General features: G+C 60.0%; 2 protein-coding genes. Both read left to right on the top strand.

Going from position 1 to position 14,311, the window contains the following annotated elements:
• The first annotated feature begins 10 nt into the window (after window positions 1-10).
• Entirely contained in the window at window positions 11-10,444 is a 10,434-nt protein-coding gene (locus H5U08_RS01515) for an Ig-like domain-containing protein (protein WP_297029425.1), read from the top strand.
• A 581-nt stretch (window positions 10,445-11,025) separates the two neighbouring features.
• On the top strand, window positions 11,026-14,211 hold the full coding sequence (locus H5U08_RS01510) for a GH116 family glycosyl hydrolase (protein ID WP_297029423.1): 3,186 nt from the start codon (window positions 11,026-11,028) through the stop codon (window positions 14,209-14,211).
• The last annotated feature ends 100 nt before the right edge of the window (window positions 14,212-14,311 follow it).

Genomic DNA, 14,311 nt, shown 5'->3' with positions numbered 1-14,311 from the left:
CGGGATCAACGTGCAGGGTTCATCCGACTCCGATACGCTGATCATCGATCTGTCCGGTGGAACGTTCGCCGTACCCATCTTCTTCGACGGAGAAGCGCTGGGCTCAAGCCTCGTGGATCTGGACCAGCTCGTGCTGGTAGGCGATCCGGGCAGCCCAATCGGGCGAATGAGTTACTTTGCTGGAGCCCTTTTCGGTGGCGGTGCTGATGATGGTCAGATCGTCATCGATCCGGACGACAATGCGGGCCCAGGTGCCGGTTATCCCGGCCACCCAGGAGCGTGGAACGGTGATGAGATGCTCATCTCGTTCCAGAATCTGTCTCCTGTCATCGACACGGTTCCCGCCACACAGCTCGATATTTTCGCCACCAATGCCACGGAGACCATCTCGATCGTTGACGGTCCTATCGTCGGCACGGATCAAACGATTACCGTTCGCTCGGATAGCGGAACGTTCGAGGAGTACAGCTTTGCCAACAAGACCCGGGTAACGGTCAATAGCCTCGACGGTAGCGATGTCTTCAACCTCAATTACCACGTGGCCGTGCCAGGGCTCCAGTTCCTCGATATGTACGGCAATGAATTTACGGGAGGTACGCTGGAGTCGGACGACGCCCAGGGAGAAACGTTCAACATTCTGGCCACCGGTCCCGGCTCACAGGCCAACCGAATGTACGGCCAGAATGGATCGGAACTTTACTCGAACGCGGCCACCAAGTATCTGGACGCCATTCAAAGCAATGTCCAGATGCACGGGCAGGCTGGACTGTCGGTGGTCGATCTTTCTGACATCAATGACCCGACCGGCGACAATATTCAGATCTTCGGAGATCGCATCGTCGGAGCGGCCCCCGGCACCATCGAGCTCTATTTTGCGACCATCGAAGACATCCGCTTCGAGGCCACTTCGGGCGACGACGTCATCACCGTTCTCTCGACCTTTGCTCCGTTCCAGTATCGCATTTCGGGCGGCCCTGGTTCTGATGTATTTCAGGTGGGATCTTACGGTCCGCCAACGGCTCTCAACTGGGCACCGTTTGGAACGGGCGTGAACACCATCGGCCAGATCAAAGGCCAGCTCACGATCATTCCCGGCCCGGCGAGTGATACAGGGGTCGATTCGCTCTACGTGGACGATTCCGGCGGGCTGCTGGGGTATACGAGCGCTCAGATCAATGATGCGGCGGGAGGGGATGTCCTCTCTCGAACAACGACGCTGCTCAACTTCGATGCAGCCGCCCCCATCCGGTATGAATACACTCCCGGCGGATCGACGCTGGAAAATCTGTACATTCACACATCTCAATCTGCCGACACACTCACCGTTAACGCCACCACGGCGGACCACACTGAGATCAATCTGGGGCCCGGCAACGACGCGTCCACGCTCCACATTAATGGTGACGGTCTGGGAGGGGATAACGTCTTTCTGGGTGGCACGGGAGCAGATCGATTCGTGCTCAATATCACCTCGGACCTCGGTAGCTCAGCGATCCTGCCGCTGACCGGACTGCGTATCGAGGGGAACGACCCGGCCAGCAACAGTTCACTCCGCGACGTGCTGGAAATCGTCGATATCGGTGGAGGTGCGAGGAATATTGACTTCGCTTACCAGACAGGCGGAGGCCTGCTCGCTTCCGGTTTCGCGGTTCCCATCGATATCAGGACCATGGAAACCGTCAGGTATTCCGGTGACGGGTCGGCCGACGACACCATCTCCGTGACGGGGACCAGTGGCGATGATGCGATCACTGTGGCTCCCACCGACTGGGATTCTGCGCTGGTCTTCCTCGGCGGCGATCCGTGGGATGGTCCGAATGAGGGAGATTTCTTCGATCAATTCCCGGGCCTGGCCGGGGGCGGAACCGGTCCTGACCTGGCCATTTCGGGTGCGGCCAATCTCACGGTAGACACCGCCGCTGGCGGCGGAGACCGACTCTACGTCTATGCTCCCAGCGAGGACGATCTCGTTGATCCCGCCACAACCATTGATCCCTTCGGATTTGGAACCGGGGTGATCGTGCCGGGATTCGGGGCGGGAAATGCCTACGATACCATCTTTGCGTCCGACAATAGCGTCACGATTGTCAACAGCTCGACGGGCACTCTGCTGCCTCTCTCCATCGTGGGTGGATCGCTCGTTCAGACGGATCCCAACGCCTTTGGGCTCGTTGTCAACGCCGGTTTTGAGGCCGCCCCTGCCCCGTGGGGACTCGCTGACGACATCAATGTGGATCCCTCCGGCAATTTTGCGATGCTCATTAACGGCGGCGATCCCGTCCCCGCGTTCGCGCCCAATGGAGATTCGCTCAATCTGTTCTTCTCAGGTCCCATCGACATCTGGGCAGACAAGAGCACACCGACCCAGGTGTGGATCGGTACAACCGGCTCCAAGGGCGTGGCGTTCAGCTCGATTGAAAACCTGGTCATTTCGTCGGCTGCGGGGATTGTCAATCTGTATGGCGATGCCAATAACCCGGCAATTGACCAGAATGATGTTTTCGACATTGTGGGCACCGGATACCAGGCGCTCGATATCTCCATCAACGGCAGCGCGCCGATTCATCTCACCAATGTCAGCCAGCTCAACGTATTCGGGGACGATGCGCTGGGGACACCGAGTGTCGGTCCCAATGACGTCGACACGCTCAACGTCACACCCTATGCGGATAATACCCCGCAGGGCTGGGGAGTGCAGATTTTCTTCGATGAAGGGAACCCTGACGGAGATGCGAGTCCCGCGCCCGATCCCATCATCTACAACGCACTACCCGGTATCTCGGAAAACATCACCCTGGTGCCGACCGGGCCCGGAACCGGGCAACTCCGCGTAACCAATGCGGCCGACGGTTCCCTGATCACCGTGATCAACTTTGTTGGCAACACCGGCTTCATCATCAATGGCAACGACGGTTCCGCGGGGGATATGGATTCTCTGACGCTGGCCGGTACGACCGGGGATGATATCTTCATCGTGGTGGACGACCAGAACGTGAATGTCGTTGGGCTCTATTCGGTGCAATTCACCAACTTTGCCGTCGTCCGATTGGAAGGTGGGGACGGCTACGACGAGTTCCACGTCAATCCCTCCGCGCTCCAGGTAGTGGTGGACGGTGGGTCTCCTGATGGAGCGATCCAGTCGGATGGGGATGTCATTTATGTCTGGCCGGGAGCAACGCCCTTCCATCTCATCCTGGGGCCGGAAGGCGATAACGGGACGCTCCAGGTCACCGGGGCCGGGGCGATCACTTTTGACCGGATTGAAGGTCTCGGCATTCAGGGCGTCCTTTATACGCTGCCCGATCTCAAGGAACCCAACGATTCGCTGGCAAGTGCCACGATTTTGGGTTCCATTCCGCACCTGACGATTCAGGATCTCACCATCCACAGCGAACAGCTGGGGACCACCAATGACGACTATTTCCAGGTGACGGCCCGGGATAGCGGTGGCCTCATCGTGAATGTCCTCTTTACCGGCGACAACATTGCGGGAAACCAACTGGATGGGACGTTGTCGGCGGAACTGCTGGATGGTCTCGGAAATGTCATCGCGACGGGTACCGTGACGCCGACGGGCGTGCGGATTGCTGCTCCGGTCGTCTCCCAGCAGCGTTACTACATCCGCGTTTTCAGCACGGATGGCGATCCGAACAGCTACACTCTGGAAGTCGAGAATTTCGCTGCTCCCACGCCGACGGCCGTGGTCATGCACCCCGCGTATGACAGTGGTCGCAGCAGCTCGGACAACATCACGAATATCGACGACCCGGTGGTGCTCATTCAGGCGTGGCTCTCCGATCTGGCAGCCAAAGGGATTCCCGTTCTCACGGCAGCTCAGGCCGCCGCAGGGACTCCCGGGCTAGCCGTCGAAGTGTTCGTCAACGGTGTGAGCGCCGGTTTCGCCGATCCGTTCGGTCCCAGTAATGATGTCTTCGCCTTTGCCGTGCCCAGCGGACTATTGTCCACAGGCCTGGCCGGGGGATATCCGGGCGATCCCACGGCGTTCGGGCGGCTGAACTTCATCAGCGCCGCCGTGCGTGTCATCGACGGCCAAACCGTCCCGGCGTCGGCGACGCGAGAACTGGGGACGCCTCTGGCAGTCACCTACGATCCCAATTTCCCGGACCTGGCGGCTGTGACGTTTACCCTGGATCCTTCCAGTGACAGCGGCGTGATCGGTGATAATATCACCAACGTCAAGCAGTTGACCTTCCAGGGACGCGCCGAAATCAACAGCATCGTCCGCATCTATGCCAACGGCAGTGATCTCGTCGGCATGGCGGTTACAGGCCCCGATCGAAGTGATGGCATCCTCGGTAACGGTCTGGGTCTGTATTCGGTGACCACCGCACCTCTGACCACCGGCGTGTACATCATGTACCTGACCCTGGAAGACGTGGCCGGCAATATCACGAATGTTCTGCAGGGACCACAACTTTGGGTCGCCATCGATGATGTGCCTCCGCAAATGCCGAGCATCGACCTGGAAAACGCCGATGACACCGGCTGGTCTGACCTGGATAACGTCACCATCGGCGATCCCACTCAGGGACCTGGCATCGTGGATGTCCGCATTACGGGAGAGCCGGGCACATCGGCCGTCATCAAGGACGGTGAAGTCGTCATTGATTCCTTCACAATGGGAGCGCCCATCGTCACCCGTACCCTCAATATTTCCGAGGGTCCCCATCCGTTGACCGTGGAAGTGACCGACGAGGCGGGCAACCGCACGCAGTCTGAGCAGCTCCTCGTGCTGATCGATCACACGGCCCCGGCGCCAGCCACTATCAGTCTGGCACCCTACAGCGACTCGGGGACACCTGGCGACGGTGTGACCAATGTATCGGCCCCCGCGTTCACCGGCCTCGCCGAAGCCAATGCCCTGGTCAGGCTGTACGTCGATGATGGCTCTGGCCCGGTCCTGGCCGGCTCGACAGTTGTGCACTCCGACGAGAGTGACGGCGATCCCACGGACGGCCTGGGAACCTGGGAAATCACGGTGGAACCCCTCGCCGATGGCGAATACACCGTTTGGGTGGAAGTCGAAGATCAGGCCGGCAACATCAGTAATGCTTCCGATCCCATCAGCCTGACGATCGACACAACGGCCCCGCAGCGGCCGACCATCGATCTGCAAGACGTGGACGACACGGGCTGGTCCGACATGGATAACGTGACGATCGGCGATCCCACCCAGTTGCCCACCATGGGCATCGTCGATGTCCGCGTCTCGGCGGATCTGGGTAACACCTTCGTCATCAAGGATGGGAACACCGTCATTGCCGGTCCCCTGGTGTTCGACGCGGCTTTCGACTTGGCCAGTGACGGCATCCTGGACGGGTTCGGGCTGGTCACCATTGACTTCAACTTCGTGGAATCAAACTTCGGCATCCCGGCAGAGGGGCCTCACCCGTTGACCGTCGAGACCATGGATGGGGCGGGCAATGTCGCGCAATCCGAAGAGTTGCTCGTCACTCTGGACTATACGCCACCGGCGGCCAGCGCTCCGGTTCTGGCGGACTATGCCGACACGGGCACTTTGGGCGACAATGTGACGGCCATTCCATCGCCCGCCTTCACCGGCCTTGCTGAAGCCAACGCCCGCGTGCGGCTCTACGTGGACAATGGCAGCGGGCCTGTTCTGGCAGGACAAACCTACGTCCACAGTGACGAGAGCGACGGGAACCCCAACGACGGGCTGGGTGTTTGGGAGATTACGGTCGAGCCCCTTGCCGACGGCACCTACACCGTCTGGACCGAGGTGGAAGACCTGGCAGGCAACGTGAGTGATGTTCAGGACAACCTGGCCCTGGCCACCGAGATCGTCGTCGATACAACACCGCCGCAAATTCCCACCATTGACCTTCAGGACAGCGACGATACCGGCTGGTCCGACAAGGACAACGTGACCATTGGCGATCCGCTGGCCGGCCCCGGCATCGTGGATGTCCGCATCTCCGCGGAATACAACACCACGGTACTCATTAAGGATGGTGAGGTCGTCATTGACAGTTTCGTGTTTGATGCCGCCTTCGACGCCACGGATGGAGTTCCCAACGACAACTTCGGTCTGCGGAGAATCGACTTCAATGCCAACGAACTTGTGTACTTCATTCCGGCCGAAGGCCCCCACCCGCTGACGGTGGAGGCTATTGACGCGGCGGGTAACGTGCGGCAATCGGAACAGCTTCTGGTGACCATCGATTTCACAGATCCTGATGTCCCTTCCCTGCCCGATATGCTACCGGACAGCGATACCGGGGCATTCAGTGACGACAATGTGACGAGGATCAATAATCCCGCGTTCCGTGGAACGGCGGAAGCCAACGCTCTTGTTCGATTGTATGTGGACAATGCTGCGGGCGAGACGCAGCTTGTAGGCCAGGCCTTTGCCGGGTCTGATGAAAGCGACGGAGATCCCACCGACGGCCGCGGTATCTGGGAAATCACCATCGAACCGCTTGACGACGGAGTCTACAGCATTTGGGCCGTCGTGGAAGACCAGGCCGGCAATCTGAGTCTGCTCGCGCCTGTCGCTCAATTCGAGATCGACACCTACGCACCCAACACGCCGTATCTCGACCTGGTCACAGTGAGCGATTCCGGTCGCAGCAATGTGGATAACATCACCAACGATACAACCCCGGTGTTTACCGCGGGCACGAGCGATCCCAACGCACTCCTGCATATCTTTCCGACCAATCTCCGGTACCGGATCTACGATCGGACGGAAGGCAGCGGGGATGTGCTCATCTACGATAGCGGCGCACTCCTGGCGACGGATTCGATCACCACGCCACCGCTCGCTCCGCTGGCCGAAGGCGTTCACAATCTCAAGCTGGAGGTGGAAGACCGGGCGGGGAATATCAGTGCCGACTTCCTGCTGACAGTCGTCGTGGATGTGACACCGCCGCCGGTCTTTTTCGGAGAACCGGCTTCTGCGACCGATGGTCTCGCTGCCGACAGTGATACCGGGCTGGCCGGGTTGCCCGCTTTGGCGAATGACCGCATCACGAGCGATACAACGCCCACTCTGTGGGGCCGCGCTGAAGCCGACAGCATCATCCGGCTGTACGCTGACGTCAACGGAAACAACGTGATCGATGCTGCGGACGCTTTCCTGGGTCAAACGACGGCGGTGCCGCTCGACGGGAATCAGGCCGAGCCCAACGGTTACTGGGAAATCACTTCGGCAATCGACCTGAACGATCCACTTCTCTTCCCACGCGATGGAGAGCGGACGCTGCTCGTGCAAGCAACGGATGTGCCCGGCAACGAGTCCACGGTGGAGCGTTTAAACATCTGGATAGACACGGAGGGGCCGCGGGTGGAGAGTGTGTACATCACCTCCGCCCCAGCGTTTGATCTGTTCGATCCCAAACCGACGAATGGTCCGACACCGCTCGTGACGGGTCTCTCCATTGAGATCATCGATTTGCCTCGCAGGGCATCCGGTTGGCTGTACGAGGCGCTGGCGCACGATGGTGCGCAGCCGGAGTTCGCCCTGGATCCCGGTCATTTCAGCCTGGTGGGCGATGCCAATGGGGTCATCCCCATCTCTCGAGTGGTCCTGGTTCCTGACCCCGTCGTGCCGGGCCAGCCCGCACGGGCTACCATCGTTCTGAGTTTTGCCGAACCGCTGCCTGATGACCGCTTCACACTCACCATTTCCGATGAACTGCGTGATCTCGCGGGGAATCGGCTGGACGGGGAGTCGAATGCCGTCGAACCGCACGAAACGCCACTCTTCCCGAGCGGTGACGGCACGCCGGGTGGCAACTTCGTCGCTCGCTTCACGGTGGACAGCCGTCCCGAGGTGGGTGTCTGGGGGGCAGGATCCGTCTGGGTCGACACCAACGGAAACGGTGTCTTCGATCCCGACAATCCCGACTACGTCAACCGCGACCTGACCTACACCATCGGCTTCACCAGCGATGACGTCTTCGCCGGAAACTTCACGCTCAATCCCGGCGATGCGGCCGACGGCTTCGATAAACTGGCTGCTTACGGCCGCGTCAATGGCCAGTTCCGGTGGATCGTCGACGTGACCAATGACGGCGTGCCTGACATCAACCTCGTCGAGCCGGCGGCCGTCAATGGTCTTCCCATCGCTGGTCGCTTCGATGACAACGACGCCAACGGCGACGAGGTGGGTGTCGTCACCGCGTTCCCACCCAACGGCCAGCCTTCCTACTGGTACTTTGACACGAACCACGATTACCAGGTCGATTACACCCTCACCAGCCAGCTCCGCGGCTATCCGATCGTGGGTGATTTCGACGGCGATGGCTTCGACGACCTGGCAACTTTCATGGACGACGTTTTCTACGTCGATCTGGCGAACGGCGTCCGTCGTGGCTGGGACGGCGTGGCCGATTACAACTTCCGCTTCGGGTTCATTGGAATCCTCGAACGGCCAGCGGCCGCCGACATGGATCAGGACGGTTTTGATGACATCGGTCTCTGGGTTCCCACAGGCACCGGACAAACGCCCACGGAAGGTGGCGAGTGGTACTTCCTCATCTCGAACGGTCAGTCGGTTCTCAATCGAATCGTGACCGATCCGATCAAAGGCTATCAGAAGATCGACTTCAGCCCCAAACCACTCGGGCAGGACCTCTATCTGCGATTCGGTAACCAGTACGCCCTGCCAGTGGTCGGGAATTTCGACCCGCCGGTCGTGCCCAAGTCCGTCAGTGGGCCCACCATCCTGGGAACCGACGGCGATGACGTGCTGGAGATCTATGCCGGTGACACGGCCGCCAACTGGACGGTGAAACTCAACAATGTCGTTCAGTCTATTGATCCGTCCGTCACCGAACTGCTGGTCGATCTGGGAGCCGGCAACGATCAGGTGGTCTTTGTCGGCACCTCCGGAGATGATACGCTGGACCTCGCGCCGGGTTCCTTTGTGTTCTCCGGAACAGGTTACACGATCACGGTAGTTCAAGCTGAAACGGTTCAGGCCGATCTGGGCGACGGCAACGACGCGGCGACACTCACCGGAACCGCCGGTGATGACATCCTCACGGCATCGCCTGGTACGGCGCACCTCGTTGGTTCCGGCCTTGATGCCCTCGTTACCAGTGCCGAATCCATCACGGCTTCCGCGGGATCTGGTGGATCACTGGATGTCGCCATGATTTACGACTCCGCTGGGGATGACACTGCCGCAATCACGGCAGGCGGCGCGGTCCTCAGTGGCGCCGGTTACCGCATCGAGGTCAACGGCTTCGACTTCACCCATCTGATCGCCAAGAATGGAGGTCAGGATAGCGCGACGTTCACCGGAACCACCGGCCAGGATGCCTTTGTCGGCCGGCCGGATTACAGCACCATGACGCTCTCTGACGGCACGTTCTACCGTGCCAAGGGCTTCGATCAGGTGGAAGTCCTGGCACCGGCCGGTAACGAGAGCTGGATCAAATTCGTCGATGGTTCGGGTGACGACACGTTCGTCGCCAGGCCGACGGTGGCCACCCTGAGTGGTTCCGACTACCAGATCACCGCCCGCCGAGTCGCCTACGTCCATGCTTATGCCCGGTACGGCGGTGTGGATACAGCCAACCTGACCGGCTCGGAGTTCGACGACCGCGTGGTTATTGACGACAAGTTCGTCAAGGTGTTCGGGGAAGGTTATTTCCTCCGCGCCAAGGGCTTCGAGGTCGCCACGGTGGACACGCTGACCGGGAACGATTCCATCAAGCTTCTGGACACCCCAGGCGACGACAATCTCACGGCGGAGCCAGGCCAGCTCACTTACCGCACACGGAAGCAGGAATTCCATGTGCAGAACGTGGCCACGATGGATATCCGCGGCACACGCGGTGGGACAGACACCGCCGCGCTGTATGATTCGCCCTACAACGACACGTTCACCGCGCGACTTAATCTCGCCACACTCACCGGCGAAGGCTACAGCATCTCGGTCAGCGCGTTCGATTACGTCCTGGCCTATTCGCGGGGCGGCCAGGATACCGCCAATCTCACGGGAAGCCCGGGAGACGATCAACTGGTCGGAGATCCCACGAGCGTGCGACTGCTCGGCAACGGCTTCTTCATCCGCGCCAAGAATTTTGCCAACGTGTTCGTCAATACAGGCGGTGGGCGCGATCAGGCCAACGTGAAACTGTCCGCGGCGGTGGATTCCATCTTCGCCAACGGCGTGGACACCGTCATCCAGCAGGGTCTCGCCCAGCGGTGGACACTCCGCTCCTTTGCCCGGGTTCAGGCCCAGGGGGTGAACTCCAACGACGTGGCGGAAGTGTGGAACGGACAGTTGCTCCACCAGGAGCTCGATCTCACCGGTAACCCGTTGCCCGAACCGGACGCCACCGCCCTTCTGGTTTTGGACAACGTGAGCCAGATCCGCGTCCGCAGCGACGTCCCACCGCAGGATGAAACCGTGGATGGCCTCGGCAAGGTGATCAAGTTTTACTGGTGACTCGCCCCGTGTTGAGAAGCCGACCCAAGTCGGCGGATAAGCCGTATGGCCACCAGTCCGCATTCGGAGGGACCCGCTTGTCGGGTCCGATCAACACCGATCGATCATCCATTCCATTTCAGCGGGGACTGAAGTCCCGCGCCGAAAGCGGGGCTAAAGCCCTGCACTCCACATGTGGAGCTGGATACGGCAAGCGTGTCCCTCTGAAAAAATTCCGGAGCGACCTCTTCCGGAGGGACGTGCTTGTCACGTCTGCTTTTCCGACGTTGCATTAACCGTTCCGTTTCGACGGGCACGACAAGTGTGCCCCTCCGAACGACGTTTCTTATCTCACGGACACGGTTCACCGGTAGGGGCAATTCATGAATTGCCCCTACAACACATGACCGTTTTGGTCTCTTGCAACTCCAAACGACCACTGCGGATGGGTCAGCCTTCTCGCGGATTGCCCTGACGCTTGGGGGCTTTTACAATAAAGCCCGGTTTCTGCAGAAAGGCGCGATGAATTTTCGAGCAATTGGGAAACCAGCCGAGCCGCTCCACGCCGGCTTTATGGAGGCTCCAGCACAGGGGTGATATACATGGCCACTCGAGATCCGCAGCTTCAAAAATGCTCATCCGGCAGTGAATGTGGTCCGTCCTGCGTATCGCGGCGTGATTTGTTGAGGATTGCAGGGGCCGCGACGGTCAGCACCGTCATCCCCTGGAAAGTTCCCCTGGTTGCCGGACCGTTTGAGCCTTCCGATACGGCCGACCATTTTGTCCCTGCCGACAAGAAGCTCCGTCCCGAATGGATTGCCCAGCTCTTTGCGCGGGGAGAGCGGACGTGGTATTCGGGCGAAGACCTCGACAAAATCGGCATGCCGGTGGGGGGTATCTGTGCAGGACAGCTCTATCTGGGAGGCGATGGCCGCCTGTTCCACTGGGATATTTTCAATCGACACAACTTTTCCGGTTATGGGGCGACAAACTATCAGAACATGCCCAAGCCGGATTACCCTGTGCAACAGGGATTCGCGATGGCCGTGGAGGTCGATGGACAGGTGCTCCGGCGGACTTTGGATCGGAACGGCTTTCCCAATGTCCGCTTCTGCGGTGAATACCCCATCGGTTTTGTTGACTATCATGACCCCGATTTCCCGGTGAAGATCCGTCTGGAGGCCTACTCCCCATTTATTCCGCTGAATGAAGAGGATTCCGCCCTGCCCATCACGGTGCTCGATTTCTTTGTGGAGAATCCGGGCCCAACTCCCCGGACGGTCACCCTGGCCGGCTGGCTGCAAAATGCCGTGGCCTGCCACACGGGAAGCAGCTTTTGGGGAGAACGCCGCACCGATCTCCGGAAATTGGCGCGGTCGTTCGCCGTTGTCCACTCGGTTCGGTCTCTGCCACCTCCCGGCGAGCCCCGTCCGCCGAAGGTCCTCGCTGATTTCGAGGGTCAGGATTACGGTGACTGGAAAGTGGAAGGAGAGGCCTTCGGCAGCGGTCCAGCCCACGGAACGCTCCCCAACCAACAGGAGGTCAGCGGTTTTCAGGGAAAAGGTCTGGTCAACACCTACCTGGGAGGCGATCGCCCGCACGGCCGTCTTGTTTCCCCGCCGTTTGTCATCGATCGGCGTTACATCAGTTTTCTTATCGGGGGAGGTAATCACGCGGGCAAAACATGCATGAATCTCCTGGTGGACGGCCAGATCGTGAGAACGGCCACCGGCAACAATAACGAGCGCCTCCAGTGGCAGAACTGGGATGTCCAGGAATTTTTCGGCAAAACCGCGCAGATTGAGATCGTCGATGCTGAGTCGGGAGGCTGGGGTCACATCAATGTGGACCAGATCGAACTCCGGGATACCCCCCGTCCCAGTCCGGAAGGCCCGCTCGAAAAGCAGTACGACTTTGGCGAGATGTCGCTGCAGATATTCCTCCCCGAGCTGGACGACGCTTCTTCTCCCGGTGAAATCCTGGCCGCAACTGACTGGAAAGGCGCGATCGACGTGAGTCAGTTGTGGGAACACCTCAAACCGGTGGAGGGCGGAATCGCGTCCGGCCAGACGGCTCTTCACGAGCAACTTCGGGGTGCGCTGGGATATCGAACGACAATTGGCCCCGGCAAAACGATCCGCCTGTCCTTCGCCGTGCTCTGGCACTTTCCGAACCGTCCGGAACGCGGCAATTACTACGCTGTTCGATTCCCCACCCTCGGCGACCTGCTCTCTTATATTGAAGAGCATCTGCCCCGACTGCGGCAACAAACCCATCTGTGGCACGACACATGGTACGGTGCTACCTTGCCCCATTGGTTGTTGGACCGGCTCTTCTCCACGGTGGCCAATCTGGCTACGGGTACGTGCCAGTGGTGGGCCAATGGTCGATTCTGGGCATGGGAAGGCGTGGGCTGCTGCCACGGCACTTGTGCCCACGTGTGGAATTACGAGCACGCCCTGGCCCGTCTTTTCCCTCGATTAGAACGCTCCGTGCGCGAGATGCAGGATTTCAATCCCGAGGCCGGCTTCGACGAACAAACGGGCGCGATCCGGTTTCGCGGAGAAGGCTGGAAGCTGTGGGCGGGCGACTCCCAGGGCGGAACCATCCTCAAGGCCTACCGCGAGCACCAGTGCTCTGCCGACGATTCCTTCCTCCGCCGCAACTGGCCCCGCATCAAAAAGGCCCTGGAGTTCCTTTTCGTCCAGGATGGCGATCTCAACGGCCTGATTGAGGGAGAGCAACACAACACATACGACATTAACTTCTACGGGCCGAATACGATGGTCGGCTCACTCTATCTGGCGGCCTGTCGCGCCGGGGAAGAAATGGCCAAAGAACTGGGCGATGACGAATTCGCCGCCCGCTGCCGCAAGGTTTTTGAAGCGGGACGCGACGCCACCATGAAGGAACTGTTTAACGGCGAGTATTTTATTCAAAAAGTTGATCTTAAAGAACATCCAAAACACCAATATGCCGATGGCTGTTTGTCCGACCAACTCTTTGGTCAGGGCTGGGCGCACCAGGTCGGGCTGGGCTACATCTATCCTGTGGAGGCTGTTCGCTCGGCCCTGAAAGCCATTTGGGTGTATAATTGGGCGCCGGATGTGGGACCGCAAAACGCGGCCCACCCCCCGCAGCGGTGGTTTGCCCGACCGGGCCAGGCCGGTCTCTTCACCTGTACGTGGCCCAAATCCAAGCATCTCGGCCCCGACAGCGTGCTCTACCGCGACGAAGTCTGGACCGGCATTGAATATCAGGTGGCCGGTCATATGGTGTGGGAAGGCATGCTTTTGGAAGCCCTCGCCATCTGCCGCGCCGTCCACGAGCGCTACCATCCCCGCAGCCACAACCCATGGAATGAAGTGGAGTGTGGCGACCATTACGCCCGGGCACTTGCCAGTTACGGCGTGTTCCTCGCGCTGTGCGGTTTTGAATACCACGGTCCTCGCGGCCATATCGGCTTCGCCCCACGCCTTAACGCCGATGATTTCGCCGCAGCATTCACCGGTGCCGAGGGCTGGGGTCGATTCACGCAGAAACGCCAGGGCGGCGGTCAGAAGAACACCCTCGAGCTCCTCTGGGGTCGGTTGCGGGTGCGGAGCATCGCCCTGGAAGTGCCTTCCGACGTCCCACAGCGTGCCCGCGCCGTCATCCAAACTGCTGAAGGCGAAAAGACTCTGGACATCGCTGCCGTGGAACAGAATGGCCGCCGCGTCATTGTCCAGATGAAAGAACCTCTCACTGTTGAGGCTGGCCAGACCCTTCAGGTCGAGCTACGAGGCTGACGGGTGAACGCCCGGTGATCCATGCCCCGTGCTGAAATCCAGTTTCGGGGCCCACAGAAGGCGGCCACAGGCGGCGTTGCTGCCCCATGATGGGTCATAA

The sequence above is a fragment of the Thermogutta sp. genome (assembly GCF_014359955.1).
Taxonomy (GTDB): domain Bacteria; phylum Planctomycetota; class Planctomycetia; order Pirellulales; family Thermoguttaceae; genus Thermogutta.
Note: the sequence above shows the minus strand (reverse complement) of the source record. Positions and strands in the feature narration are given on the sequence as shown.

Bases quoted from the DNA above. Each gene is read 5' to 3' on its own strand.
- H5U08_RS01510 (WP_297029423.1), top strand. From the start codon at position 11,026: ATGGCCACTCGAGATCCGCAGCTTCAAAAATGCTCATCCGGCAGTGAA.